This is a genomic window from Amycolatopsis sp. DG1A-15b, assembly GCF_030285645.1.
Lineage (GTDB): Bacteria > Actinomycetota > Actinomycetes > Mycobacteriales > Pseudonocardiaceae > Amycolatopsis.
On the sequence record NZ_CP127296.1, the window covers coordinates 2,014,544 to 2,041,057 of the forward strand.

The window sequence follows — 26,514 nt, forward strand, 5'->3', positions numbered from 1 at the left end:
ACTGGTACGCGCACCCCGCTGCCCGAAAATCCACGATCGCTGTCCGGGGCGGGCAACGGTCACCGACGTGGAGGTGATCACCACCGGAGCGGGTGGACGAGTGGGCGGTTCTGACCTCTCTCCCCGGCGAGACCGCTCTTAAAGTCACTCGCGACCGGAAGATCCCCCGACGGGAAGGGCTGCCATGGACGGGCTGATGCAGCCACGGCCACTCACCCTCGCCCACGTCCTGGAGCGTGCCGAGCGGCTCTACGCGCACAAGGAAGTCGTCACGGCCGGCGACGAGCGGCTGACGTACGCCGAGGTGGCCGGCGGGACCCGGCGCCTCGCCACCGCGCTGGACGCCCTCGGCGTCCCGCCCGGCGCCCGGGTCGCGACCTTCGCGAGCAACCACCGGCGGCACCTCGAGCTCTACCTGGCCGTGCCGGTCACCAAGCGGGTGCTGCACCCGATCAACATCCGGCTGCCCGCGGAGCACCTCGAGTACATCGTCGAGCACGCCGAGGACGACGTGGTGTTCGTCGATCGGGCGCTGCTGCCGCGGATCTGGCCGAGCGCGGGCCGCCTGCCGCGGGTGCGGTACTGGGTCGTGCTGCCCGACGACAGCGACGAGCCGATCCCGGCGGACCCCCGTGTCCTGCACTACGACGGCCTGATCGCCGCGGCGGCGCCGTTCACCGGCTCGTTCGAGGACACCTTCACGCTCGTGGACGAGCACCTCGCGTCCGGGCTGTGCTACACGTCCGGGACGACCGGGCCGCCCAAGGGCGTGCTCTACAGCCACCGCTCGACGGTCCTGCACGGCCTGGGGACGCTCGCCGCGGGTCTCGTCGGCCTGTGCGAAAGCGACGTCGTGCTGCCGATCGTGCCCATGTTCCACGCCAACGCCTGGGGCCTGCCCTACGGCGCGATGCTGGCGGGTGCCGCGCTGGTGCTGCCCGGGCCGTCCGCGGACCCGGACCACCTGCTGCGGCTGATGGCGGCCGAGCGGGTCACGGTCGCCGGCGCCGTCCCGACGGTCTGGACGAGCATGGCCCCCGGGCTGCGGGAGCACGACCTGAGCGCCACGCGGTTCCTGCTGGGCGGCGGATCGGCCGTCCCGCCGGCGCTGTCCGAGACCTACCGCGCCGCGATCGGCGTGCCCATCACGCACTCCTGGGGGATGACGGAGGTCAGCCCCGTCGGGGCCATCGGCGGCACGCGCACCCAGCACCGGGACGCGTCCGCGGCGGCCCAGGTGGCCGTGCGGGCCGCCCAGGGCCAGCCGTTGCCGCTGGTGAACGTGCGGATCGTCGACGTCGAGACCGGCCGCGAGCTGCCCCGCGACGGCGACGCCGTCGGCGAGCTGCAGGTCGCGGGCCCCTGGGTGGCGGGCGGCTACTACCGGGTGAGCGCCGACGGCAGCTTCACCGCCGACGGCTGGCTGCGCACCGGCGACCTGGCCACCATCGACGCCGAGGGGTACCTGCGGCTGGTGGACCGGATGAAGGACCTGATCAAGTCCGGCGGGGAGTGGATCTCCTCGGTCGAGCTCGAGGGCGCCATCACCGCCCACCCCGACGTCGTCGAAGCGGCGGTGATCGCCCGGCCGGACCCGCGGTGGATGGAACGCCCGGTGGCGTACGTCGTGCTGCGCGAGGGCAGTGCGCTGGGGGCGGGCGAGCTGCTGGCGCACCTCACGCCGATGGTCGCGAAGTGGTGGCTGCCCGACGAATTCGTCTTCGTGCCCGCCTTGCCGAAGACCGGCACCGGCAAGATCTCGAAGACCGCCCTGCGCGACTCGGCGAGGGCGGGCTGAACCGCCTCAGGACGCGGCGGCCCGGAGCTGGTGCAGCCGGAGCCCGAGCTGCAGCTCCAGGTCGTTCTTGTGGCGCCAGTCGGAGCCGAGCACCGTGCCGGCCCGGTCGAGGCGCTTGAGCAGCGTGTTGACGTGCAGGTGCAGCGCGCGGGCGGTGGCCGCGACGTTGGCGCGGTGGACGTAGTAGGCGCTGAGGGTGCCGACCAGATCGGTGCCCCGCCGCCGGTCGTACTCGAGGAGCGCGCCGATCGAGCCGGTCAGGAAGCGGTCGAGCTCGCCGGCCCGCTCGGGGTCGAACACCATGGCGTACAAGGCGTACTGACGCGTGGTGGCCCCGGCGTCGGTGTGCCCGAGCGCGCGCAGCACGGCGCCGCAGCGACCGGCCAGGGAGAACGCCCGTGACCAGTCGTGGCCGTCCGCTCGTTCCCCGACGACGATGACGGGTCCGCCCAGCGTCCGGCGCAGTCTCGTGTGGACGTCCGCGACGGTCGCCTCGTCGTCGGCGCCGGGCAGGATCATCGTGGCCCGGCCGAGGTGCTCGCCGGCCAGCCCGGCACGCTCCCGGGCGACGTCGTGCAGGTGCCGCGCGAGATCGCCCGGCGGCACCGCGGGGGAGTCCGCGACCACGACCAGGTCCAGCCGGTCGACGTCGATGGTGCGGGCCCGGGCGCGGGCGCGCTGGGCCGGGCCGATCCCGGGACTGCCGAGCATGAGCTCGGTCAGCAGTTCCCCGCTCAGCCGCTCGCCGGCCTCGGCCACGGCCCGCTCCTTGAGGATGAGCAGCCCGAGGATGTGCGTGGCGCGCTCGAGGGTCCGCAGGTCCGTGTCGTCCCCGGTGCCCGACGGCCGGCTCCACACGAGCGCGCCGAGGTAGCTGTCGCCGGCCTGGACGGCCGCCACGCTGCGGTCGGTGCCGTCGGAGCCGGACGACGTCGTGCAGCGGCCGGTGCGGCGGGCGGCGTCGACCGCGCCCGCCAGGTCCGTCCGGAGTGGACTGTCGGCCCGGTCGAGGAGCGTGACGCTGCCGCCGAGCTGATCGGCGAGGTGCTGCGCGACGTCGCGCGGGGTGCCGCCGTCCAGCACGACCCCGGTCAGGGCTTCGTGGATCGCCTGGGCCCGCTCGATCTTCCCGTACGCGACCCGCAGCTCCCGCAGGGCGGTCCGGCTCGCTTCGTAGAGCCGGGCGTTGTCGAGGGCGACCGCGGCGTGGTCGGCGAACGCGTTCAGCAGCGCGATCTCCTCGGCCTGGAACGACCGTTCGGAGCGGTCCGCGGCGAACAGCGCGCCCACGGCTTCACCGCGGATGACCAGCGGCACACCGAGCAGCGCGACCAGTTCCTCGGTGCCGACCAGGCGGTCGAAGTTCGGATCGTGCTGGATGAGCGTCGAGGTCGCGTAGTCGCGCACCCAGTGCGGGCTCTTGGAGGCCAGCACCTTGCCCCCGAGCCCCACCGTGGCGGGGATGGCCGCCGCGAGGAACTCCGCGGAGATCGTGCCCTCCGACGCGCGGGCCGACAGCCGGCCGTCCGCGCCGACCAGCGAGAGGTAGGTGAAGTCGGTGCCGATCAGGTCGTGGGCGTGGTGGACGATCGACTGCAGCACCTCGTCGAGCTCGCCCAGGGCGGTGAGCGACTTGACGGTGGCGTACAACGACGCCAGTTCGCGCTGCCGGCGCGGTTCCGCCGCACTGGTCACCAGGATCTTCCTCCTCGGCATCGGGTGGGCGAAAGACCCACCGCTGCGGCGGGAGGAGTGGGTGGTCCACACCTCAGCCCACAGCGTAACCGCGTCCTAACATCGCGGCCATCACCCTGCCGGCGCTCCTCGACGAAGGCGGCACCCATGGCCATTCCGCTCACCCAGCCCGACGGGCAGTCCGGCACCGCGGTGCCGGCGACCCCGCGCCGGGCCTTCCGCAAACTGCTGGCGGCCGGGCTCATCGGCAGCTCGATCGAGTGGTACGACTTCTTCCTCTACGGCACCGCGGCCGCGCTGGTGTTCCCCAAGGTGTTCTTCCCGCACGCCTCGGCGCTGACCGGCACCCTGCTGGCCTTCAGCACGTTCTGGGCCGGGTTCGTGGCCCGGCCGATCGGCGGGGTGCTGGCCGGGCACCTCGGGGACAAGTACGGGCGCAAGCCGGTGGTCGTCGCCTGCCTGGCGGTCATGGGGGCCGCGACCTTCCTGATCGGCTGCCTGCCCACCGCGGCGAGCGTCGGCGCGCTGGCCCCGACGCTGCTGGTCATCCTGCGGTTCGTCCAGGGCCTGGCGACCGGCGGGCAGTGGGGCGGCATCGTGCTGCTGCTGACCGAATCCGCCAGTCCGAAGCGGCGCGGCTTCGCCGGGACCTTCGGGCAGACGAGCGTGCCGGTGGCCGTGATCGTGTCCAACCTGATCTTCGTCGCCACCAGCGGGCTGATGCCGGACGCCGCCTTCCTCGGCTGGGGCTGGCGCATCCCGTTCCTGCTGAGCGTCGTGATGTTCGGGGTGGTGCTCTACATCCAGGCCAAAGTGGAGGACACGCCGGAGTTCCGGCGGCTGCAGGAAGCCGTGGCGGACAAGGACGGCCCGGTGGTCCGGGCGCCGATCGCCCAGGTCCTGCGCAGCAAGTGGGGGACCATCCTGCTGGGCTGCGGGCTGCTGTCGGCCACCAACAGCCTGTTCTACGTCAGCATTTCCGGGCTGCTCAGCTACGGCACCGGCACGCTCAAGCTCCAGCGCGACTCGCTGCTCGCGGTGGTGCTGCTCAGTTCCGCGGCGATGCTCGCGGCCATTCCCTGGTCCGGGTACCTCTCGGACAAGGTGGGCCGCCGCCCGCTGATCCTGATCGGCGGCCTGGGCGTCGCCCTCTGGGCGTTCCCGTACTTCGGGCTCGTCGGCACCGCGTCCCTGCCGCTGATCTTCGTCGCGGTGGCGGTGGGTTTCGTGTTCCAGTGCCTCACCTACGGCCCGATCGCGAGCTTCCTCGGCGAGCTCTTCGCGCCCAGCGTCCGCTACTCGGGCGCGTCGCTGGCCTACCAGCTGTCCGCGATCGTCGTCAGCGGTGGCACGCCGTTCCTGATGACCGCGCTGATCGCCGGGACCGGGAGCACGTGGCCGGTCGCCGTCTACATCGCGGTGATGGGGCTGATCACCTTCGCCAGCGCGTGGTTCCTGCCGGAGACGAACCCGGCCGAGGTCCGGGCCGACCCGCACGCCGTCCCGGGCGCGCACCTGCACGGGGAGGGGGCGCGATGAGGAAACTCCTCCGGCTCGCCGTGCCGGCGGCCGTGGTGCTGGCGGCGAGCGTCCCCGGGGCCGCCGCCGCGGCTCCCGCGGCCCTGGATTGCGCCGGGCTGGCGGGGTTGCGGATTCCCGCGTCGGTCATGAGCCTGCCGACGAGCGGCGGGCTGGTCACGGCGGCTTCCGTCGTGCCCGGTGACCATTGCCGGGTCGACGCGGACCTCTACCCCGTCGACCCGGCCGCGCCCGCCATCAAGCTGCGCGTCGCCCTGCCCCTGGCCTGGAACCACAAGGCGCTGATGTTCGGCGGCGGCGGGTACAACGGCACCATCCCCGACGTCGCGGGGAACGTGCCGTTCGGCCCCGCCGACCGGCCGGCGCCGCTGGCCCGCGGGTACGCGACCTTCGCGAGCGACTCCGGCCACCAGCAGAACCCGGCGCGCCCGCCGTCCCTGGACGGGTCGTTCGGCGCGAACGACGAGGCCTTGGTCAACTTCGCCGCGGGCGACGCCCTGAAGAAGACACGGGACGCGAGCCTGTTCCTCATCCGGCGCGCGTACGCGGCGAGGCCCACCGAAGTCTTCTTCGCGGGCGGATCGACCGGCGGCCGCGAGGCACTCGTCGTCGCCCAGCGCTGGCCGTCCGCGTTCGACGGCGTGATTTCCGCCTACCCGGCCTGGAACAACCTGGCCGAGATCCTGGATCTGGGCTACCTGGCGCAGGTCCTGTCGCGCCCGGGGGCGTTCCCCGGCCCCGCGAAGCAGACCCTCCTCCACGACAGCGTCATCAAGGCGTGCGACGGCCTGGACGGGGTCGAGGACAAGGTCGTTTCGAACCCGGGAGGCTGTCGCTTCGACCCGCGCGTGCTGCGCTGCCCGGGCGGGACCGACACCGGCCCGGCGTGTCTGTCGGACGCGCAGATCGGGGCGGTGACGGCCATGTCTTCGCCGTTCCGGTGGCCGTACCGGATCGCCGGCGGCGAGACCGGCTACCCGGGGTTCCCGTTCCTCTCGGGGGCGGACATGCGGACGCCGTTCCTCGGCTTCGGCACCACCGCACCGGCCGACCCGATGCCGGTGACCAGCGGGTACGGGATGCAGTACTGGGACCAGTGGGTCAAGTACTTCCTGACCCGGAACCCGGGGCAGAACGCGCTGGACATCGATCCCCGGCACCCGGGCAAGTGGCTCGGCCGGATCAGCGCCCTGTCGTCGATCGAGGACCGCAACAACGCGGACCTGCGCCCGTTCGCCCGCGCGGGCGGCAAGCTGATCCTGCTGCACGGCGCCGCGGACGAGCTGGTCTCCCCGTACTCGACGAGCGACTACTACGAGCGGGTCCGCTCGGTGGTGGGGCCACGGGCGACCGACGCCTTCCTGCGGTACTACGTCGTGCCAGGGGCCAATCACGCCAACTTCGGAACCCCGGCGGTCGCGGCGGGCTGGGACTCGCTCACGGCACTCGAACGGTGGGTCGAAACCGGCCGGGCGCCGGTGAACCAGGTCGTCACCGACCTGGCCCACCAGCGCACGCTGCCGCTGTGCGCCTACCCGGGCTGGCCCCGGTACCGCTCGGGCGATCCGGACAGCGCCGCGAGTTTCACCTGTGCCCGGTGAAGGGCGTCCCGCCGGCCGGGGGGCCGGCGGGACGCGTCCCCTCGGTCAGCCGATGGCGATCGTGAAGATGTGCATCGCCGCCGTGCCCATGTTCGCTCCGTCGCTGACGTCCGGCAGGGTCACGTACTGCACCGTCTTGCCCGGCTGCAGTGGGATCGGGGCGTAGTACAGGCTCACCCGCTGGTTCAGCTGACCGCTGCTGTTGTTCAGGTACGGCAACGTGGTGAGGATGTCGCCGCCGGTGGCGGCGTTGGACCACCAGTCCGCGAAACTCACCGAGTGGGACTCGGTCGTGCCGTCGGTGTAGGTCACCGTTGCCGTTCCGCTCGGGCTGCCGTAGTCGCCCGCGCCGATCAGGCCCAGCGTGTGGCCGGTGCCGGAGATCGCGATCGTCTGGCCGCCGGCCACGCCGCCCGCCACCACGTTGTCCGGGCTGCCGGTCGGGACGTCCGGCCAGGTGAACGTCAGCCCGTCGTGGGTGAACGTCGCTCCCGGCGTCAGGCTGGGCGTCGCCGCGGCCAGTGCCTGCGCGGAGAAGCTCGCGTTGCCGCCGTCGAAGTTGCCCGCGCCGGGCGTGGCGTCGTCGCTGATGCCCACGTTGTTGTACGCCGCGGCGAACGACGGGTACGGCGGGTGCGGCAGCAGCACGGTGGTCGCGTCCGTCGAGGTGCCCCGCCCGTTGACCGAGGTGAACGTGGCCTGCGCCGACAGGTCGAACTTGCCGGGTTCCGCCGAAGCCGGGACGCCGATCTCCCAGGTGGTGCTGACCGTCTGCCCGGCCGCCACGGTGGCGAACGTCGACGGCGTGGTCGCCTTGACGGTCCAGCCGGCCGGCCCGCTGAGCGTCAGGGCGACGTCGCGCAACGGCCGGGCGCCGGCCGGGTTCGGCAGCGTGGTGGTGGCGGTGTACGTCGTGCCCGCCTTCACCCGGTCCGGTGCCGTGAGCGTGAACGGCTGCTCGACGACCACCGGCGTGGTGCCGGTGACGCCGTCGACCGTGACGCTGATCGTCGCGACGCCGGGCGCCACCATCGTCACCTGGCCGGTCCGGCTCACCTGGGCCACGCGCGGATCGCTGCTGCGGTAACCGATCCGGGCCCGCGAAAGGTCGACGAACGACTGGTCGTCGTGCACCGCTTCGACGATGTGGTCGGCCGGCACGTGCTGCCCGGCCTGGGCGGTGTCGTCGGCGATCCACGGGTTCTTCGCCGTCAGGTCGAGGCGCTGGCCCGGCGCGAACACGACCTGGCCCGGCTGCACGGTCACGTACTGGGTCTTCGGCTTGATCGCTCCGGTGACGGCCACCGTGGCGGTGCCGGCGAGGTGGGCGGAGTCGGCGCCGACGCCGAACCGGTAGGCGCCGGGGTACACCACTTCGCGGCCCTTCCCCTCGTCCCAGAACGCCAGATCGCTGATCCGCACCGGGATGGCCAGGTGCTGGGTCCGGCCGGGGGCGAGCACGTCGGTCTTCTTGAAGCCGGCCAGGCGCTGCCGCGGCAGTTCCACGCCGGGCACGCCGAACGCCGTGGCCGCGTACAGCTGGGCGACGGTGGCACCGGGCGTGCTGCCGGTGTTGGTCACGTCCACGTGCACGGTCACCTGCCCGTTCGCGTCGGCGGCCCGGGTGTCCGCGTGCACGCGGGAGTAGGCGAACTTCGCGTAGGAGAGGCCGTGGCCGAACGGGTACGCCGGCGTGCCGGTGAAGTACTGGTAGGTCCGGCCGAGGCCGCCGGTCTGGGACGGCGTCAGCCCGTAGTTCTTGATGGCGGGCAGCTGCGAGTCGTCGGCGTACCAGGTGAAGTTCAGGTGCCCGCTGGGGTTCTGCTTGCCGAACAGCACGTCGGCCAGCGCGGTGCCCTGGCTTTCGCCGTTGTACCCGCTGAACACGATGCCCGGAATGCCTTCGGCGTGGCCGAGCGAAACGGCGCCGCCCGCCTGGACGGCCAGCGCGGTCCGGGGGTTGCCGGCCGCCTTGACCTGGTCGATCAGCGAGTCGTAGTTGCCGGGCATGGCGATGGTGGTGCGGTCCCGGCCCTCGGTGGCCACGTTCCCGTCGGTGCCGGCGAACACCACGACCAGGTCGGCCGTCTTCATCGCGGCCAGGGTCTCCGCCGAGCAGCTCGCCGCCGTGGTCGTGCCGGTGGACGTGCCGCACGCGTCGAACGTGACCGTGGCTCCCGGGTTCGCCGCCTTGACCGCGGACGTGATGCCCTGCACCGCGTTCACCTGGAGCGCGGGTTCGCCGGAGTAGCCGCCGAGGGTGACCTTGCCCGCGAGATCACCGACGACGACCACGGTGCCGAGCTTGGCCGGATCGGCGGGCAGCAGCGGCGCGGCGGTGCCGGCGACCGGGTCGTTCTTCAGCAGCACCAGCGAGTTGGCGGCGACCTTCGCGGCCAGCGCCTGGTGCTCGGCGCTCTGGATGACGTCCTTGGTGATCTTCGTGTACGCCACCCGGTCCGGCGGGTCGAACTCGCCGGTCTGCATGCGCGTGGTGAACACGTGCACCAGGGCGTTGTCGAGCACGCCTTCGGAGAGCACCCCGGCCTTGATGGCCTCCTGGATGTTGGCCACGGTCGCTTCCGTGCCGGTGCAGTTGAGCTGGGTTCCCGCACGCAGCGCGTACGCCTGGCCGCCGGCGGCGCCGGAGACCTGCTGCCCGGTCGCGGTGTTCGTCCACCGGGTTCCGCCGTTGGCGGTGGCCGTGGTCCAGCCGGGTGGCGCCCAGTTGTGGCTGCCGGGCGCGTAGACGTCGCCGACCGCGCCGCAGTCGGACGTGGTGTAGCCGTCGAAACCGTAGGTGCGCTGGGCGATCGCGTTCGCCGTGTACGTGTCGGCCGGCGCCGGCGTGCCGTTGATCGCGTTGTACGACGTCATCAGGCCCGACACGTGCGCGTCCTGGATCAGGTGCCGGAACTGCTTGGTGTAGTAGTCGCGGAGGTTGGCCTCGGTCGTGTCCGAGGAGTCCGCGTGCCGGTCGTTCTCGACGTTGTTGAGCGCGTAGTGCTTGGCGGTGGCCGCGACCTTGAGGTACGGCGTCGTCGGCCGGCCGGAAGCGGTCTGGCCCTGGTAGCCGTTGACGAACGCGCCGGCCATCTTCGCGACCAGGTACGGGTCTTCGCCGAACCCTTCGTCGGTGCGGCCCCAGCGCGGGTCGCGGTCGAGGTTGACCGTCGGCGCCCAGTAGGTCAGGGAGCCGTAGTTGTTCTTGTCCGGCCCGATGTTGTTCTGCGCGACACCCCACAGCGACTTGTCCAGCATGCCGCGGGCCTCGTCGGAGATCGCCGTGGTCTCCTGCTGGATCAGGTCCGGGTCCCAGGACATCGTGCTGGCCAGGTTGGTCGGGAAGCTCGTGGCGTGCACCCCGCCGGTCGCCGTGCCGTCGTCGGTGTTCGCGCCGAGCGTGTTGAGGCCGTGCTGGCCTTCGCTCCAGTACGTGTACTGCTGCACGCCGAGCCGCGGGATGGCCGGAGCGCTGTTGGTGCGCAGCTGCAGCACCTTTTCGGGCAGGGTCATGCGGGCGACGAGGTCGGCGGCCCGCTCGGCGAAGCTGTAGTGCGTGTCGCGGTAGACCGGCAGCGCGGCGTGCTGCGCCGGGTCCGCCGACGCGGCCGGGACGAGCGTGGCCGCGGTCATGGTGACGGCGAGCAGGGGCACGGCGGTCAGCCGTACCCGTCGCCGGCCGGGGAAGCGCAAGGACATCGGATCTCCGTCGCAGAAGCTCGATGGGCTGAGGGCTCCGGCCGTGCCAGGGGACTGGCGCGCCGCCGGCCGAGGAACCGCCGGTTCGCAGGCTGGTCCGTCACCATCGTTCGCAACGGATCCGCTTCTGGCAAGCAAATCACGGCCGGCCCGGTGTCACCGCTGGCCGAGGCCCGCCGGTGACTGAAAGTTTCACCGGACGAGGCGGCGCGGGCCGCCGGCTGCCCGGCTCAGAAGCGCCAGATCAGCCAGTGGCCGAGGAGCGCGGTGAGCTTCTTGACAGACTCGAAGTGCGGCCCTTGCACGATGCCCAGGATGACCACGACGGCCATCGACAGACGGCGCAGACTGGTGAAGAGGTCCCTGCTTCACGACCCCCACCGGTCACCGTCGGGACGCTACCGCAGGAGCCGCGTCGATCAGGTGTACACGGTTCGTCCGGAACCGCGGAAAACGTCGTCCAAGCACGAGACATCTACGGTGACGTGAGCTTCTACTCCACCGCGGAAACCTCCGAGCAGAGCGACCACGGCGTCGTGTCCGGGACCGTGATTCCACTGGTGCATTCGAGGTTGTGACAGATCAGCGACAAGCGGGCGGATTGACGCGGTACACCCCTGGTGAGCTGATGACGGCGTTCCCGGATACCCGGCTGTTCCCCGCGCACGATCCGATCGCGGCGAGCACCCACACCCGCACCGAGGACTGCCTGGCCCATCACGCCAAGCGGCTCGCGGAGACGGAAGACGCCCTCGGCACGGGCGGCCACGGTGTCCGAAGTGGAGGGTGGGGCGCGGTACGCGCCCTAGCGGATGAGGGTCCAGTAGAGGACGTCGGGAACGACGACCAGCAGGGCCACCGCAAGCCAGTAGCGATCCCGCTTCAGCTGTGGTGCGCGGAAGGCGAACAAGGCGTTCAAGCCGAACACGAGCAGCCCGGCGAACAACACCGCGACCACGCCGAACCCGATCACGAGCTCCGCGCCGTCGTCGACCACCGTGGAGTCGATCGTGGCCCACCCGAGCTCGCCGGCGATGACCTGCGCTGCCAGCATCGCGAAGGCGACCGGGTAGGCGCAGGGGATGGCCAGCAGGAGGTTGAGCGGTACGCCGATCAGCCAGACCTGGTCGGGGCGGAGCTCGCGGCGGGGCACCCGGCCATCATGCCGGACCACGGGGAGACGTCGGCGCGCGGTCCAGCTCGCCGGTCCGGCCGAGGCGGCCGGCCGAGGCGGCCGAGCGGGGTGCCGTCGACCATGGCCCGGTGGCGGGGCGTGCCTTCCCCGGCCGGCGTCTCGTCGGCGTCCGGGTCACGGCCGGCGGTGGATCGTGATGGAGTGGCCGACCTCGTCGATGGGGGTGCTCGTGCGGAGCAGCGATCCCAGCCGGTCGTCGGCCTTGGCCACGGCGGAATCCGAGACGACGAGCAATCCGTGCACGGCGTCCGGGGGCACGGCGAGCGGGTCCGCGGCCTCGATGCCGTAGTACGACGGCACCCCGCTGCCCTTGTAGACCAGCCACACCCGCTCACCCGGATAGCGCTGCTTCAGGCGATCGGCCAGCCGGCCAAGGTCCTGGCCCCAGTCGACGTTCGAGTCGTGCAGCTGCCGGTGGGTTTCCGCCGGGCCGCCGAACGCCTCGTTCGAATACGGCAGGTAGTACGGGAACGTGCGCAGTGAGCCGACCGCCGTGAACGCGACCAGCCCCGCCACGGCGACCGGCGCCCACCGGCGGCGGACGGTGACCACCCCCGCCGCCGCGATGGCCAGGAACATCGGCACGAAGAGCGCGTACCGGACGCCCAGGTCGCGGCTGCCCGTCATGGCCGCGGCCAGCAGCACGGCCGCGGGGACGAGGACGTACGGTGCCGCCGGGCGCAGCCGCGGTACCGCCGGCATCGCGGCGAGGCCGGCCGCCCAGAGGGCCAGCGCACCCAGCGGCGTCTTCACCAGCAGCGCGGCCGGGAGGTAGTACCACAGCGCGCCGACGTGGCGGCTGCCGAACAGGAACGTCGTCCACACCTGGTCTTCGAAGCCGAACTGGACGCGCATCCCGTCGAGGTACGGCCGGGGCAGCGGCAGCAGACCGGCGAGCGAGCGCAGACCCTCGACGGGCGGCAGGCCCGGTGGCGGCACCCAGCGCAGCCGCGGATCGACGACCAGGTACGAAACCCACACCACGGCGATCGCGATCAGCGCAACGCCGAGGGCCGCCGCGGCCCCGGCCCCGATGCGCCGGACCGTCCGTTGTGGACCGGACCCGCGGCGGCCGTGCCAGACGGAGAGCACGACCAGGAGCAGCGCCACCGGAACCGCGGCCAGTGCGCTCATCTTCGTGGCCACGGCCGCGCCCAAGGCCAATCCCGCGAAGGGAAGGTAGAAGCCCGGACGCCGCCGGGCCCGCCACAGCAGCCAGGCCGACGTCACCAGGAAACCGGCCACCGGCACGTCGAGGGTCGCCAGTGACCCGTGCGCGACGATGTCGGGGGAAAGCGCATACAGCGCCAGCGCCACCACGCCGCCGGCCGGGCCGGCCAGATCGCGGGCGAAGGCGAAGACGACCAGCCCGAACAGCAGCGTCAGCACGATCACCGGCAACCGCGCCAGCAGCATCAGCCGGCCCGGGTCGTGGCCCTGCTCGTAGAGGACGTACCGGCCGAGCTCGGTCTGGTCGCCGGCGAAACCGGCGTCGACGTGCACGTCCGCGAAGGCCAGCCCGGTGGCGATGATCAGCTTGCCCAGCGGCGGGTGCTCGGGGTTGAACCGCAGGCTGTGGTGTTCCAGCGAGAAGATCGCCGTGCCGGCGTACACCGGCTCGTCGATCGTCGGGGTCTGCTCCACGGCCGTCGTGAGCATCGCGACCGCCATCCCGGCGAGCAGGCCGGCCACGGCGAACGCGAGCAGCCACCGCCGCCACCGGCCGGGAGGACGCCCGCCCGCGAGGGGCGGCACGTCCTCCCGGGTCGCTTCGGAGACCACCTCCTGAGGACGTCCGGCGGCGGCGATGGTTGAGCGCGGATCCCTACGCGTCGCCGGCGAGCAGGAAGGCGTCGATGATCGTCTGCTCCACCTTGCTGCCCGCCTGGCCGGTCGCGGTCGCCTTCAGGGACACCGTCTTGGCGCCGGCGGGGTGCACCAGCAGCGCTCCCTTGGCCGAGAAGGGCACCGCGCGCCAAGTCGCGCCCGCGTCGTACGAAACGCTCAGGGCGGTCAGCTCGGCCGGGCCGCCCGCGTTGTCGTCCACGGTGATCGGGACGTACGTCGGGAGCCGGGCCGGGACGCGGTTGCGGGCGTCGACCGCCGGGGCGTACCGGACGGCCAGCAGCGGCAGGGACGCGGGCGTCGTGCCGGTCACCGTCCCCGACGTGAACGTCCAGTCCGCCACGACCTTCGACGACAGGGCGTTGTCCCGCGTCGCTTCGGTGTGGAGGACGTACACCCCGGAGTCCGGCGGCACCGCGAACGTACCCTGCCCGGCGGTGTCCGAAGCGCCGATTTCCTTGCCGTCCCGGGACAACGTGGTGTGCGCGCCGGCGACGGGAGTGCCGTCGGAGATCCGGCCGGCGTGCTGGTCGGTGAACATCGGCACGGACACGCCGATCGTGTCCCCCTGCCGGAGCGCGCGGCTGCGCGGACCGGCGGGGAACGCCGGGCCGAACACCGCGGCGTTCCAGCGTTCCAGCACCGGGTGGCCCAGGCGGTAGCTGCGCGGCGCGGCGTCCAGCAGCAGGTTGACCCCGTCTTCGGAGAACAGCGGGTACCACTGCTCACCGGGGGAGTACAACTCGTCCAGTCCGTACGGGAGGGGACGGGTGATCATGCCTTCCCGCGTCCCGGTCGAACCGGGCTTCGTGACCGCCGCCTCGGTCCGCACCCGGGCCAGGTCCTTGTCCCGCACGGTGAGCGACGGCTTCGCGGGAATCGAGCCGCGCAGGTGGGTCCGCAGGTTGTACAGGTAGCCGCTGGTGCCGAAGCCGCCCGCGCCGTCGGGCTCCGCCGCCTGCACCTCGACGGCGAGGTCGAAGCTGCTCGCCGACGTCGTCGACGGGCGGACGTGGAAGTCGCCGAAATCGGGGAGGTACATCCACGAAGTGATGCGTCCCCATGCCGCGTCCCGCTCGAAACCGTAGGCGGCCCGGCCGATCTTCGCCGACGGGCGGTCGGGGAACCGCACGTCGGGGGCGACCGCGGTCCGCGCGTCGACGGTGAGCTCGGCGGGGCCGGTCACGACGAACTCCGGCTCGACCGCGAACACGTACCGCCGGTCGTCGGTCCAGGTGGTGGCCTGGAAGTAGAACCGCCCCTTGGGCACGCGAGCGGTGGCGGTGCTGCCGCCGAAGTCGCGGCGACGGTCGAGATCGGTGAAGCCGTAGGAGAAGTTCTGGGTCGGATTCCCCTTTTCGTCGAGGAAGTTCAGCTTGACGTCGTAGCTTTCCGCTTCGCGGGTCACCGCGATCGGGGTGCGCACGCCGCCGGCGAGCACCGCCCCCTGGTAGCCGCCGTCCGGCGCGGCCACGCGCGTGTCCACCGTGACCGTCGCTTGCGCGGTCCCGCCCGCGGGGATCGTCAGCGAGCCGGGCGTGACGGTGACCATGCCGGCCGGGGCGGGCGCGCCGTCCGGGCCACGCACGTCGGTCGTGAGGTTCACGGTGACCGCGGTGGAGCCCGCGTTGCGGTAGGTCATCGTGGTGACCAGTGGCTTGTCGTCGTCGTGCGGCCACTGCGCGGTGCCGAGGCTGATGCTCGCCGGGCTCGCGACCACCGGCTGGGCCACGGCCTTCGCCACGTCGACCCGCCCGGCGCCCTGCTCGAACACCGACATCCCGGCGCCCGGTTCGGCGCTGCCCATCAACGCGGCCTTGAGCTCCGGCGCCTGCCAGTCCGGGTGCTGCTGGGCGAGGATCGCCGCCGCGCCCGCCACGTGCGGGGCCGCCATCGACGTGCCGGACAGCCGCACGTGGTACTCGTCGACCGAAGGCGCGCTCGTCCCCAGCACGCTGTCGTGCGCCTTCGCGGCCGCGATCCCGACACCGGGTGCGGTGAGGTCCGGCTTGATCGCCCCGTCGCCGTCGCGGGGGCCGCGGTTGGAGAACGGGGCGAGCTTGTCGTCGCGGTCCACAGCGCCGACGGTCAGTGCGCGGGTCGCCGCGCCGGGGCTGGTCACCAGGGCACCGTCGTTGCCCGCGGCGGCGACGAACAACATGCCGGTCTGCTCGGTGATCCGGTCGACCGCCAGGGAAAGCGCGTCCGTGCCGTCACTGGGGAACCGGGTCCCCAGGCTCAGGTTCGCCACCTTGGCGCCGTTGTCCGCCGCCCACTCCATCCCGGCGATGATGCCCGACGCCAGGCCGTAGCCGTCGTCGCCGAGCACCTTCCCGTTGAGCAGCCGGACACCCGGGGCGACCCCCCGGTACTTCGCGTCGCGGCCGGTGACGATGGACGCCACGTGCGTTCCGTGTCCGTAGCGGTCGGTGGTGCCGGTGGCGCTGCCGGAGAAGTCCTTCGCGTCGGCGACCACGCCGGTCAGGTCGGGGTTCGCCGTGTCGATCCCGCTGTCGAGCACGGCGACGGTGACGCCGCTGCCGGTCAGCCTGGCCTGCCACGCCGCGGGCGCGCCGATCTGCGGCACACTCCGGTCCAGAGTGCCCCGGACCGGGCTGTCCAGCCAGATCCGCGGCGCGGCGGACTTCAGCGCCGGCGCCAGCAGGTTCGTCCCCTTGACCGCGCGCACGGCGGTCGCGCCGAGGCTCTTCAGCTCCCGCACCGCCTGCAGGCCGGCGGCGCGGGCCGCGGCCGCGCCGCTGCCGACGATCAGCGGGAGGTCACGGCGGGTCTGGTCGTCGTAGCCGAACCCGATCAGCCTGGTGACGTCGAACAGCTGCGGGTCCAGCTGCCCGGCCCGGACGGCGGGCACGGCGTCCTGCGGCGTGACGTGCACGTCCCCGGACACGTCGGTGTGCTGCTCGAACGCCGTCTGCGCGCGACCCGGCCCGGGTTGCACGGAGACCACGCGGGCCCCGGCGAGCACCACCCGGTCACCGGTGACCAGCGTGACCGTCCGGGCGGAGCCGGGGTCCGGCGTCGCGGCCGCGGCGCCGGTTCCGGTGATGGTGCCGCTCGTCGCCAGCGCCACGGCAAGGACCGCGGCGACAGGGTGTCTCCAGTTCATGCAACCTCCCAGTCGGATTCCTACGCGGTACACAGTGCCAAGATCGACTGCGGGGTTGCAGGAAACTTTCAACGTTTCGGCCAGGCCGGGGTGCGTTCGTCGAAAATCCGTCGAAACTTTTTGCGTGGCGCTCCGGCGGCGTGCTCTGCTGCTGGTCAAGGGGAACTTCACCGAAGGAGACCACGAATGGCGGAAAGTTCGTCGGACCTGCGCCGCAGGCGCTGGTGGCGGTCGACGACCACTCGAGTGCTGGCGGGCGTGGCGACCGTGGCCGCGACCGCAACCGTGCTGGTGACGGCACCCGGTGCGGACGCTGCGGCCAGTACCCTGGGCGCAGCGGCCGCGCAGTCGGGCCGGTACTTCGGCACGGCGATCGCCGCCGGACGGCTGAGCAACTCGGCCTACACCACCATCGCGGCGCGCGAGTTCAACATGGTGACGCCCGAAAACGAAATGAAGCCGGACGCGACCGAGCCCAACCAAAACCAGTTCAACTTCTCGGCGGGCGACCAGGTCTACAACTGGGCGGTCAGCCACGGCTCGAAGGTCCGTGGGCACACCCTCGCCTGGCACGGGCAGCAACCCGGCTGGATGCAGAACATGGGCGGCAGTGCGCTGCGCAGCGCGATGATCAACCACATCCAGAAGGTGATGGCCCACTACCAGGGCAAGCTCGCGTACTGGGACGTCGTCAACGAGGCCTTCAACGAAGACGGCAGCCGTCGTCAGTCGAACCTGCAGGGCACCGGCAACGACTGGATCGAGGTCGCGTTCAAGACCGCGCGCGCGGCGGACCCGTCGACCAAGCTCTGCTACAACGACTACAACATCGACAACTGGAGCTACGGCAAGACCCAGGGCGTCTACCGCATGGTCCAGGACTTCAAGTCGCGCGGTGTGCCGATCGACTGCGTGGGCCTGCAGGCCCACTTCACCGGCGGCAGCTCGGTGCCGGGCAACTTCCAGCAGACGATCTCCAGCTTCGCGGCGCTCGGCGTCGACGTGGCGCTCACCGAGGTCGACGTCACGAACTCGAACACCTCGCAGTACTCGGCGCTGACCCAGGCGTGCGTGAACGTCGCGCGCTGCGTCGGCATCACCGTGTGGGGCGTGCGGGACAGCGATTCCTGGCGGTCCAACGAAAGCCCGCTGCTGTTCGACGGCAACGGCAACAAGAAGGCCGCCTACAACTCGGTGCTGAACGTCCTCAACTCCGCCGGCCCCGGCCCGACCACGACACCGACGACACCCACGACCACCCCGACGGACACCACGACCCCGACGACCACGCCCACGACACCGGGCGGGGGCAGTTGCACCGCAACGCTTTCGGCCGGGCAGTCGTGGGGTGACCGGTACAACCTCAACGTCTCGGTCAGCGGCTCCTCGTCGTGGACGGTCACGATGAACGTGCCGAGCCCCGAGCGGATCAGCACCACCTGGAACGTCAACGCCACCTGGCCCAGCAGCCAGGTGCTCATCGCGACACCCAACGGCAGCGGCAACAACTGGGGTGTCACCATCATGACCAACGGAAACCGGACCTGGCCCAGCGTCAGCTGCAGCGCCTCCTGAACCGGCGTGGGTGACCCGCCCGCGGAGTTCGCGCTCCGCGGCGGGTCACTCGCGGCGCAGGTGGTCGTGGGCCAGCAAGGCCAGGCGGCAGCACAGCCGGTGGCGGTCGTCTTCCAGGGACGCCCCGGTGAGCTGCTCGAGTTTGCGCAGCCGGTTGAGCACCGTGTTGCGGTGGCAGTACAGCAGTTCGCCCGCGCGGGTGGGGGAGCGGTCCGCGCGGAACCAGGCCCGCAGGGTGTCCAGGAGCACCTGGCGCTCCTCGTCTTCCAGGTCCAGGACGCGGCCCAGGGCCCGGGCCGCCAGCCGCTGGGCCAGCCGCGGGCTGGCGACGACCAGCGCCTCGGGCAGCCGGTCGTCGAGCACGGCGAGGCCCGGCACGTCCGGGGACTGCGTGTGCAGCGCGATTTCCGCCAGCTGGTAGGCGATGCCGATCTCGGCCAGGCCGTCGACTTCGCCGGACAGGCCGGCGCGGTGGCGCAGGTGGGGGGCGAGCAGGCCGGCCAGCCGGTCGGCGGTGTGCCCGCCCAGCTCCACCAGCCACACCACCCGGTCCCGGTACGGCGCCACGACCACGCGCACCCCCAGTGCCGCCAGCTCGGGCACGGGCACCATCTCCTCGGCCGCCAGGTCGCAGACCACGAGGACCACGACGTACCGGCCGTGCCCGGGCAGGCCGAGGTCGGCCTCGGCGTCCGCGGCCACGGCCGGGTCGACGCCCCGGCCCTCGACGAGCACCCGGACCAGCCGTTCCCGGCGCCGGTTCGCCCGGGTCTGCAGCTGGATCTCCCGCGACCGGTACCCCTCGACCATCGCCGTCGAGACGCGGTCGGTCGCCTGCCACAGCACCATCACGCTGTCGACGAACTCGGCCAGCTCGTCCGGTGACCGGCGGCGGGCCGCGGCGAGCAGCATCTCCCACAGCAGTTCGGTGCCCAGCCGGAACAGGTGCAGCACCGCCTCCAAGGGCACGCCCTGTTCGGCGCGGCGGCGGCCGGTCGCCAGCGGGGCCGAAATCCAGTCGGCCCGCGTTTCGAACCCGTCGGTCATCAGGACCAGTGCGCTGCGGGCGTTGTCCATGAACGACTGCCGCATGTCCGCGGGCGCCACCCAGTCCCCGCGCGCGTAGAACGTCTTCTCCTCGACCACACCCCGCTCGGTCAGCCGGTCGGCGAACGACGGCAGCTCGGTGAGGACGACGGTGGCCACCTCGCGGATGACCCTCCTGGACGCGTGCGGATGCCCCGGCATCAGCCGACCATAGCCCGGCGGGGTGGGCCGGTGCCGCGAACCGGTTGTGCACTGCGCACAGCCGGGCCGGATTCCGGGCCACCCGTCAGCTGTCGGTCAGCGCCCGTTGCCAGCCTGCTGGAAGTGGCCATCCGGCCCGGTATCCCGCCCTGAACCGCACCCGTGAGAGGTAACTCGTGAGCCCTTCGGACGACGTCGAGCGCACCCTGGCCCAGCTGATCGCGAAGGTGTCCGGCACCGACCCGGTGGCGATGTCCGCCGAACGCCCGCTGACCGGCCTGTCGCTGCGCGACGAATTGGACATCGACTCGCTGGCCATGGTCGAGCTGACCGACGAGATCGAACTCAGCTACGGCCTGACGATCCCCGAGGACGGCCTGCACCGGCTGCAGACCTTCGGCGACGTCGCCGATTACCTGCGAGCCGCGGCGTGAAGGGCCCACCGCGCGACGACGTCGAGGTCGTGGTCACCGGCGTCGGCGCGACCACGCCGCTGGGCGGCGACGTGCCCGCCACCTGGCAGGGGTTGCTCGACGGCCGGGCCGGCGCGTCCACCTTGGACACCGAGTGGACGCGGGAGTACCGGTTCCCGGTGCGCATTGCCGCCCGGCTCGCCGTCGAACCCGCCGGGGAACTGGACCACGTCGAGCTCAAGCGCATGGACCGGGCCGAACAGCTGGCCGTGGTCGCGGCCCGGCAGGCGTGCCGGGACGCGGACCTGGCCGAAGACACGGTGGACCCGGTGCGGTGCGGCGTGGTGATCGGCACCGGGATCGGCGGTGCGACGACGCTGGTCACCCAGCACGACGCCCTGCGGGAGCGGGGACTGCGGGCGGTGTCGCCGCAGCTGATCCCGATGGTCATGCCCAACGGGCCGGCCGCGCTGGTCGGCATCGCGCTGCGGGCGCGGGCAGGGGTGCACGCGCCGATGTCGGCCTGCGCGTCCGGGGCCGAGGCGATCGCCTGGGCGTGGCGGATGATCGTGGCGGGGGAGGCCGACGTCGTGGTCGCGGGCGGCACGGACGCCTGCATCACGCCCGCCATCATGGCGGGGTTCACGCGGGCGCGTTCGATGAGCACCCGCAACGCCAGTCCCGAGACGGCTTCCCGCCCGTTCGACGCGGGCCGGGACGGCTTCGTGCTGGGCGAGGGCGCCGGCATCCTGGTGCTGGAGCGGGCGGGCTTCGCCGCGGCGCGCGGCGCGAAGGCGTACGGCAGGCTCGCCGGCGCGGGCATGAGCAACGACGCCCACCACATCACCGCACCGGATCCGGACGGCGCCGGGCAAAGCGCCGCCATCACCACCGCGCTGCGCCGCGCGGGGCTCGCGGCCGGCGACATCGGCCACGTGAACGCGCACGCGACGTCGACGCCGCTGGGTGATCTGACCGAGAGCGTCACGATCCGGCGCGTCCTCGGCGACGGCCCGGTGGTCACCGCGCCGAAGGGGGCGCTGGGGCACCTGCTCGGCGGCTCCGGTGCGGTCGAGGCCATCGCGACCCTGCTGTCCATCCGGGACGGCCTGGTCCCGCCCACGGCCAACCTCGACACGCTCGACGACCGGATCGGCCTCGACGTCGTGGCCGGTGAGCCCCGCCGCGTCACGCTCACCGCGGCGATCAGCAACTCGTTCGGCTTCGGCGGCCACAACGTGACGCTGGCGTTCGCCGGTGTCTAGAAAGGACGGTGTCATGCACGTGGCGATCGGCGGTGTGTCCGCCTACCTGCCCCCGGCGCTGGTCGCCGACCGCGAGATCGAGGAGCGCATCGGCCGCGAGAGCCCCGGCTTCACGCCCCGGCCCGGGGCGATCCGCAAGCTCAGCGGGATCGAGACGCGGCACCGCGCCGCTCCCGGGGAGCTCGCTTCCGACCTCGCCGTGGCCGCGGCCGCGAAACTGCTGTCCGGTGCGGGGCTCGGCGCGCACGACCTCGACCTGGTCGTGTTCGCGTCCGCTTCCCAAGACCTCATCGAGCCGGCCACGGCGCACGTGGTGGCCGCGAAGCTCGGCGCGGCCTGCCCGGTGTTCGACGTCAAGAACGCCTGCAACAGCTTCCTCAACGGGATGCAGGTCGCCGAGGCGCTCATCCGCTCCGGGCAGTACCGCCGCATCCTGGTGTGCACCGGCGAGACCGGCTCCCGGGTGGTCCGGTGGTCGGTCACCGGCCGCGAGCAGTTCGTGGACTCCCTCGCCGGTTACACCCTGTCGGACGCCGGTGCCGCCATGCTGCTGGAGGCCTCGGCCGCACCGGGCATCTTCCACCGGGACTTCTCGGCCGATTCGTCCTGCTGGGACGTGGCCTCGATTCCGGGGCACGGCGGTGCGAACTCGCGCGACCCGGTCACCGACGGCTACATGAGGGGCGACGGCCGCACCCTGATGGAGTCCGTCGTGCGGGGGATCCGGCCGCAGCTGGACGCCGCACTGGCCCGGACCGGCCTGAGCCGGGACGACTTCGCGCTCTTCTGCGTGCACCAGGTCGGTGTGCCGCACCTGCGGGTGTTCCTCGAGTGCAGCGGGGTGCCCGAGGACAAGCTCGTCGTGACGATCACCGACCACGGCAACGTCGCTTCGTGCAGCCTGCCGCTGCAGCTGAGCCTGGCGCTGGAGTCGGGCCGGTGCGGCCCGGGCGACAAGGTCGCGTTCATCGGGCTGGCCGGCGGCGTCAGCGTCGGCACCGTGTTCGCGGAGCTGTCGTCGTGACGCGCCTGTGGGTGATCATCCCCGCGTACAACGAGGAGAAGTGGATCGAGGGGCCGCTGCGGTCGCTCGCCGCCCAGCGCCACCGCGACTTCACCGTGCTGGTGGTGGACAACGCGAGCACGGACGCCACGGCCGAGCGAGTCCGCGAATTCGCCGCCGCGCACCCCGAGATGGACGTGCGGGTGATCGGCGAACCGCAGAAGGGCACCGGCGCCGCCTGCGACACCGGCATGCGCCAAGCCATCGAGAACGGCGCCACCCACCTGGCCCGTACCGACGCGGACTGCCTCGTCGCTCCACAGTGGACCGAAGCGGTCATGCGGGGCTTCGCGTCCGGGCTGGAGCTGATCGGCGGCCGGTTCAAGGCACGCACCGACGACTTCGCCGTGCCCCGGACGGAGCGGGCCGTGCTGGCGTTCCTGGTGGCGTTCGGCGGATATTGCGCCCGGTTCCGCCGCGCCAACCGGGGACCGGAATACCTCGGGCCGTACCTGTTGTGCGCGGGCGGGAACACGGCCATCACGGCGAGCCTGTACGAGCGGTGCGGCGGCTATCCCCGGTCGTGCATCGAAGAAGACCACGAGGACCGCACGCTGGTGAACCGCGTCCGGTGCGTCACCCGGGCCTACGGGCGGCGCCGGGACATGGTCGTCCACTGGTCGCAGCGGCGGACCAAGGCGTGGGGCATCCGCAACACCTTCGCCTGGTACACCAGCCACGGCTACCGCGGTGAAACGGTGGACGTCCGATGAGGGCGGCCGCGCACGAGCTGCGGCTGCAGCTGGCGGCGCACCCGCTCGCGTACCCGGTGATCCGGGTCCTCGGCCGGCTCGGTCCCGCCGTGCGGGTGCCCGGGCTCGGGGTCGTCGTGAACGAGGCGGCGGTGGCCCGGGAGGTGCTGACCGACACCGAGACCTTCCGCAGCGGCGGCGGCACCGAGGCGGATCTCTGGACCCCGGTCTTCGGCCCGTCGATGCTGGTCAACATGGACGGCCCGGAACACCGGGCGATGCGGCGCAAGCTCGCCGAGTTCTTCACGCCGGCCTACGTCCGCCGGCTGGTCGACACGGCGTGCGCGGAACCGCTCGCCCGGACGGCCGAGGCCTTGCGCGGCGGCCGTCCGGTGGATGTCGTGCGGACGACGAAGATCGTCGCCGGGGCGGTGACCAGCGCGCTGGTCGGGTTCACCGTGACCGGGTCCACGGCGGAGCGGGAGGCGGCGTACCTGCGGATGACCGGCCAGGCCACCGCGATCATCGGCCTGGTCAAGCTGGGCAAGCTCAGTCTCGACGACCGGCAGATCGCCCGGGCCCGCGCGATCGTCGCGGAGATCGGTGCCACCACTTCGCTGGCCTGGGAGAAGGGCGACGAAACCACCGCGGTCGGGCGGATGCGCAGCTTCGGGCTCACCGAAGACGAGGCCCGCGGGCTCGCGTCGGCGTTCCTGATCGCGGGCACCGAGACGATCACCAGCCTGCTGCCCCGGATGGTCGCGGTGCTGCACGACCACGGTGAGCTGGCCGCCGTCGCCGCCGCGTACCGCGGTGGCGACACCCGGCCGATGGAGGCCGCGATCCACGAAACGGCCCGCCTGATCACCCCGGCGCCGATCATCCTGCGCAACGCCGTCCGGTCCGGGCGGATCGGCGGGGTCGCGGTGCGTGCCGGGGACCGGGTCGTCTTGTCGACTCTCAACTGTGCCCGGGCGCACGGCCGGTTCGACCTCGCCCGCGCGCACCCGCCGGAGCTGCGGCGGCTGTGGTTCGGGGCGGGGCCGCACTTCTGCCTCGGCTACCCGCTGGCCATGGCCGAGATCCACGTCATCCTCGGCACCCTGTCCGGTCCCGCGGCGCTGCGGATCACCGCACGCCGGGCCGCACCCGGGGTGCTCTTCCCCGCCTACCGGCGCCTGGAGGTCAGCCGCGCATGAACGATTTCGTGACCCGATTCCTGAGCACCGCCGGGGAGCGGCCCGGCGACATCGCCGTCATCGATCCCGACGGCCGCACGACGACCTTCGGCGAGCTGCGCCGCCTCGCCATCGAGGTCAGCGCCGGGTTGCGGGCCGAGGGACTCGAGCCCGGTGACGGCGTGCTGTTCGCCGTCCGCAACTCGGGCTTGGCGATCGGCCTGTTCCTGGGGGCGCTGCGGGCCGGCGCGGTGGTCATCTCGGCGGACACGGCCGTCGGCCCGGCCCTGGTGTCGGCGCGGCTGCGGGCCTGCCGCCCGCGCTGGCTGATCGCGGAGTCGCTGTTCTACACGACCAGTGTGGTCGGCCCGGCCCGCACGTTCTGCCGTCGCCGCGGCTGGCCGGTGCCGGACCTGCGCCAGCCGATCGGCGACCGCGGGATCCGGCACGTCCACATCGGCCGCCGCCTGCCCGGGGTGCCGCGCGCGGCCCTGGCGCTGAACGACCTGTTCGGCCGCGCGCCGGGGCTGGCGCCGGTGCGCGACCGGGACCCGGACGCACCCGCGCTGATCGTGTTCACCTCGGGCACCACGGAACAGCCGAAGGGGGTCGTGCACACACTGCGGTCGCTCACCGCGGCGGTGACGATGCTGGGCGAGCACCTGCCGTTCGCGCCCGGGGACGTGATGCACGCCGACGGCATCATGGCCGGCCTGCCCGCGCTGCTGGGCGGCGCCCGGCTTTCCCTGCCGAAGCCGTCCGCGCCGCCCGAGCGCTTCGCGCGCGACCTCGCGCGACGGCGGGTGACCCACGCCTACGGGGTGCCGGTGCACCTGGCCGAGGTGTTCGGCGTCCTCGCGGAGTGGCCCGGGCACGTCCGCCACCTCGTGATGGGGTCCGCCCCCGCGGCACCCGCCGTGCTGCGGCGGGCGATGGCCGCGGTGCCCGGCGGGCAGGTGCTCTCGATCTACGCGATGACCGAAGCGATCCCGCTGGCGGTCGCCCGTGCGGAGGACAAGCTGGCGCACATCGGGCGGGGGCTGCCGGGCGATCTGCTCGGGACGCCGTCGCCCGGGGTGAGCGTCCGGATCGCCGGCGACGGCGAACTGCTGGTGTCGGCCCCCAACGCCTGCCTCGGCTACCTCGGCGCGCCGCCGCTGACCGAGCTGGCCACCGGCGACCTGGCCCGGCTGGACGGTGCCGGCCGGATCGTCATGACGGGCCGCAAGAAGGACATGCTGATCCGGGGCTCGTACAACATCTACCCCGGGCTGTACGAGCCGTCGATCGCGCTGCTGGCGGGTGTCCGGGAAGCGGCGATGGTCGGGACGCCCGACCCGGTGACCGGGGACGAGAGCGTGGTGCTCGCGGTCGTGGCCGACGGCGACGGCGCCGACCCGGCCCGCCTCGTCCGGCGGCTGCGCAAGCAGCTGCCGGAGCTGATCGACGCCGAAGCCGTGCCCGACCGCATCGTCGTCCTGCCGGAGCTGCCGCGCTCGGGCCGGTCCCGCAAGCTCGACCGGCAACGGCTGCGCGAGCTGATGACCGCGAGCCGGCCGTGAGGCTCGCGGTCACCGGCGCGACCGGTTTCGTCGGCGGCGCGGTCTGCCGGGCCGCGGCGGCGGCGGGCTGGCAGGTGATGGCCTTCGGCAGGCGCGCCGAGGCGGACTCCCGGCACGTCGGCGGGGCCGCGTACCGGTCGTGGGACATCGGGGCGGCCAAGCTCACCGACCCGCCCGACGTCGACGCGGTGGTGCACTGCGCGGCGTCGGCGACCGACACCGGCGTGGCCCGCGAGGTGTGGCGGACGAACCTGCTCGGCACCCACCACGTGCTGGCGACGTTCCCGGACTGCCGCTTCGTCCACGTCAGCAGCGCCAGCGTGTACGACCCGTTCCGGCCGACGGTGCGGGCGAAGGAGCACGAAGCTCCGGTGGAGAAGTACCTCAACGCCTACGCGGCGGCCAAGGCCGCGGCCGAACAGCTCGTGCTGGCCATCGCCCGCGACGCGGTCGTCCTGCGGCCGCACGCCGTCTACGGCGCCGGGGACACCACCCTCCTGCCGAGGCTGCTGGAGAACGTGCGGGGTACCCGGTTGCTGGTTCCCGGCACCGGCCGGGTGCTGGTCAGCATGACCGAGGTGGACGGCCTGGCCCGCGCCTGCCTGCTCGCCGCGACGACCGAACCGGGGTGGCCGAGCGTGTTCAACATCGCCGACAGCGCCCCGGTCCCGATCGACTGGGCCCTGCGCGGCCTGCTGGCCTCGGCGGGCGTGCGGGTGCGGCCGGTCTACGTGCCTGCCCGCGTGCTGTCCCCGCTCGCCCGCGTGTTCCCGGGCGGCCGGCTGAACCGGTACGTCATCAGCCAGTTCGCGATGGAACGCACCCTGGACATCACCGCGGCGATCGACCGGCTCGGTTACCGGCCGGCACCCACGGCGTTCCCGGCACGCTGAGGCGTGGCGGGTGCGGCGCTGGGGTTTCCGCCGCACCCGCCACGGGACCGGGGTCCGGCGGCCGGGCCGCCGCCGGTGCCGGGTACCCGCGTCGACGGTAGTGCGCCGACCCGACCGGAACCG

Annotated in this window: 17 protein-coding genes; 11 read left to right on the forward strand and 6 right to left on the reverse strand. The window is 72.7% G+C overall.

Annotated features, from left to right (window positions below; translation table 11 throughout):
- Nucleotides 1–184: 184 nt before the first annotated feature.
- Nucleotides 185–1,798: a long-chain fatty acid--CoA ligase gene (locus tag QRY02_RS09195; protein ID WP_285991070.1), complete on the forward strand. Its 1,614-nt coding sequence runs from the start codon at nucleotides 185–187 to the stop codon at nucleotides 1,796–1,798.
- 6 nt (nucleotides 1,799–1,804) lie between these two features.
- On the opposite strand, the gene QRY02_RS09200 is transcribed toward QRY02_RS09195, so the two are convergent.
- Nucleotides 1,805–3,493 carry a helix-turn-helix domain-containing protein gene (locus QRY02_RS09200; protein WP_285991071.1) on the reverse strand — a complete coding sequence of 563 codons (1,689 nt, stop codon included), beginning with the start codon at nucleotides 3,491–3,493 and terminating at the stop codon, nucleotides 1,805–1,807.
- 147 nt (nucleotides 3,494–3,640) lie between these two features.
- Between QRY02_RS09200 and QRY02_RS09205 the strand changes: the two genes are divergently transcribed.
- Both QRY02_RS09205 and QRY02_RS09210 read left to right on the forward strand, forming a co-directional pair.
- Nucleotides 3,641–5,032, forward strand: a complete 1,392-nt coding sequence (locus QRY02_RS09205) for an MFS transporter (protein WP_285991072.1) — start codon at nucleotides 3,641–3,643, stop codon at nucleotides 5,030–5,032.
- Nucleotides 5,029–6,633, forward strand: a complete 1,605-nt coding sequence (locus QRY02_RS09210) for a tannase/feruloyl esterase family alpha/beta hydrolase (RefSeq protein ID WP_285991073.1) — start codon at nucleotides 5,029–5,031, stop codon at nucleotides 6,631–6,633. Before QRY02_RS09205 ends, QRY02_RS09210 begins: the two co-directional genes overlap by 4 nt.
- Nucleotides 6,634–6,678: 45 nt before the next feature.
- On the opposite strand, the gene QRY02_RS09215 is transcribed toward QRY02_RS09210, so the two are convergent.
- The 4 genes from QRY02_RS09215 to QRY02_RS09230 all read right to left on the reverse strand — a co-directional run bounded on the left by QRY02_RS09215 (nucleotide 6,679) and on the right by QRY02_RS09230 (nucleotide 16,502).
- On the reverse strand, nucleotides 6,679–10,335 hold the full coding sequence (locus tag QRY02_RS09215; protein ID WP_285991074.1) for a glycoside hydrolase family 3 C-terminal domain-containing protein: 3,657 nt from the start codon (nucleotides 10,333–10,335) through the stop codon (nucleotides 6,679–6,681).
- 805 nt (nucleotides 10,336–11,140) lie between these two features.
- Nucleotides 11,141–11,488, reverse strand: coding sequence for a hypothetical protein (locus tag QRY02_RS09220; protein WP_285991075.1), 348 nt, complete (start codon nucleotides 11,486–11,488; stop codon nucleotides 11,141–11,143).
- Between the two features lie 156 nt (nucleotides 11,489–11,644).
- Nucleotides 11,645–13,312 carry an ArnT family glycosyltransferase gene (locus tag QRY02_RS09225; RefSeq protein ID WP_285991076.1) on the reverse strand — a complete coding sequence of 556 codons (1,668 nt, stop codon included), beginning with the start codon at nucleotides 13,310–13,312 and terminating at the stop codon, nucleotides 11,645–11,647.
- Between the two features lie 43 nt (nucleotides 13,313–13,355).
- Nucleotides 13,356–16,502: a S8 family serine peptidase gene (locus QRY02_RS09230; protein ID WP_285991077.1), complete on the reverse strand. Its 3,147-nt coding sequence runs from the start codon at nucleotides 16,500–16,502 to the stop codon at nucleotides 13,356–13,358.
- Nucleotides 16,503–16,688: 186 nt separating this feature from the next.
- Between QRY02_RS09230 and QRY02_RS09235 the strand changes: the two genes are divergently transcribed.
- On the forward strand, nucleotides 16,689–18,077 hold the full coding sequence (locus QRY02_RS09235) for a glycoside hydrolase family 10 protein (protein WP_285991078.1): 1,389 nt from the start codon (nucleotides 16,689–16,691) through the stop codon (nucleotides 18,075–18,077).
- A 45-nt stretch (nucleotides 18,078–18,122) separates the two neighbouring features.
- Here the strand turns inward: QRY02_RS09235 and QRY02_RS09240 are convergent, their stop codons facing one another.
- Nucleotides 18,123–19,325: a PucR family transcriptional regulator gene (locus QRY02_RS09240; RefSeq protein ID WP_285991079.1), complete on the reverse strand. Its 1,203-nt coding sequence runs from the start codon at nucleotides 19,323–19,325 to the stop codon at nucleotides 18,123–18,125.
- Nucleotides 19,326–19,501: 176 nt separating this feature from the next.
- Between QRY02_RS09240 and QRY02_RS09245 the strand changes: the two genes are divergently transcribed.
- Genes QRY02_RS09245 through QRY02_RS09275 form a run of 7 tightly spaced genes read left to right on the forward strand, consistent with a single transcriptional unit; the run spans nucleotide 19,502 to nucleotide 26,391 of the window.
- Nucleotides 19,502–19,759 (forward strand): acyl carrier protein, encoded by a 258-nt coding sequence (locus tag QRY02_RS09245; RefSeq protein ID WP_285991080.1) that lies wholly within the window; start codon nucleotides 19,502–19,504, stop codon nucleotides 19,757–19,759.
- A complete protein-coding gene (locus tag QRY02_RS09250; protein ID WP_285991081.1) occupies nucleotides 19,756–21,003 on the forward strand; it encodes a beta-ketoacyl-[acyl-carrier-protein] synthase family protein in 1,248 nt (415 codons plus the stop codon). Before QRY02_RS09245 ends, QRY02_RS09250 begins: the two co-directional genes overlap by 4 nt.
- A 13-nt stretch (nucleotides 21,004–21,016) precedes the next feature.
- Nucleotides 21,017–22,027: a 3-oxoacyl-ACP synthase III family protein gene (locus QRY02_RS09255; RefSeq protein WP_285991082.1), complete on the forward strand. Its 1,011-nt coding sequence runs from the start codon at nucleotides 21,017–21,019 to the stop codon at nucleotides 22,025–22,027.
- Nucleotides 22,024–22,779: a glycosyltransferase family 2 protein gene (locus QRY02_RS09260; RefSeq protein WP_285991083.1), complete on the forward strand. Its 756-nt coding sequence runs from the start codon at nucleotides 22,024–22,026 to the stop codon at nucleotides 22,777–22,779. Before QRY02_RS09255 ends, QRY02_RS09260 begins: the two co-directional genes overlap by 4 nt.
- The gene (locus tag QRY02_RS09265) at nucleotides 22,776–23,957 is read left to right on the forward strand and encodes a cytochrome P450 (protein ID WP_285991084.1); all 1,182 of its coding nucleotides are present in this window, start codon (nucleotides 22,776–22,778) and stop codon (nucleotides 23,955–23,957) included. Before QRY02_RS09260 ends, QRY02_RS09265 begins: the two co-directional genes overlap by 4 nt.
- Nucleotides 23,954–25,498, forward strand: a complete 1,545-nt coding sequence (locus tag QRY02_RS09270) for a class I adenylate-forming enzyme family protein (protein WP_285991085.1) — start codon at nucleotides 23,954–23,956, stop codon at nucleotides 25,496–25,498. The genes QRY02_RS09265 and QRY02_RS09270 overlap by 4 nt, the downstream gene beginning before the upstream one ends.
- Nucleotides 25,495–26,391 (forward strand): NAD-dependent epimerase/dehydratase family protein, encoded by an 897-nt coding sequence (locus QRY02_RS09275; protein WP_285991086.1) that lies wholly within the window; start codon nucleotides 25,495–25,497, stop codon nucleotides 26,389–26,391. Before QRY02_RS09270 ends, QRY02_RS09275 begins: the two co-directional genes overlap by 4 nt.
- Nucleotides 26,392–26,514: the final 123 nt, after the last annotated feature.

Excerpts from the sequence above, each read along its gene's own strand:
- QRY02_RS09195 (WP_285991070.1), top strand. The coding sequence starts at position 185 with ATGGACGGGCTGATGCAGCCACGGCCACTCACCCTCGCCCACGTCCTG.
- QRY02_RS09205 (WP_285991072.1), top strand. The coding sequence starts at position 3,641 with ATGGCCATTCCGCTCACCCAGCCCGACGGGCAGTCCGGCACCGCGGTG.
- QRY02_RS09210 (WP_285991073.1), top strand. The coding sequence starts at position 5,029 with ATGAGGAAACTCCTCCGGCTCGCCGTGCCGGCGGCCGTGGTGCTGGCG.
- QRY02_RS09215 (WP_285991074.1), bottom strand. The coding sequence starts at position 10,335 with ATGTCCTTGCGCTTCCCCGGCCGGCGACGGGTACGGCTGACCGCCGTG.
- QRY02_RS09230 (WP_285991077.1), bottom strand. The coding sequence starts at position 16,502 with ATGAACTGGAGACACCCTGTCGCCGCGGTCCTTGCCGTGGCGCTGGCG.
- QRY02_RS09235 (WP_285991078.1), top strand. The coding sequence starts at position 16,689 with ATGGCGGAAAGTTCGTCGGACCTGCGCCGCAGGCGCTGGTGGCGGTCG.
- QRY02_RS09240 (WP_285991079.1), bottom strand. The coding sequence starts at position 19,325 with ATGCCGGGGCATCCGCACGCGTCCAGGAGGGTCATCCGCGAGGTGGCC.
- QRY02_RS09255 (WP_285991082.1), top strand. The coding sequence starts at position 21,017 with ATGCACGTGGCGATCGGCGGTGTGTCCGCCTACCTGCCCCCGGCGCTG.
- QRY02_RS09265 (WP_285991084.1), top strand. The coding sequence starts at position 22,776 with ATGAGGGCGGCCGCGCACGAGCTGCGGCTGCAGCTGGCGGCGCACCCG.
- QRY02_RS09270 (WP_285991085.1), top strand. The coding sequence starts at position 23,954 with ATGAACGATTTCGTGACCCGATTCCTGAGCACCGCCGGGGAGCGGCCC.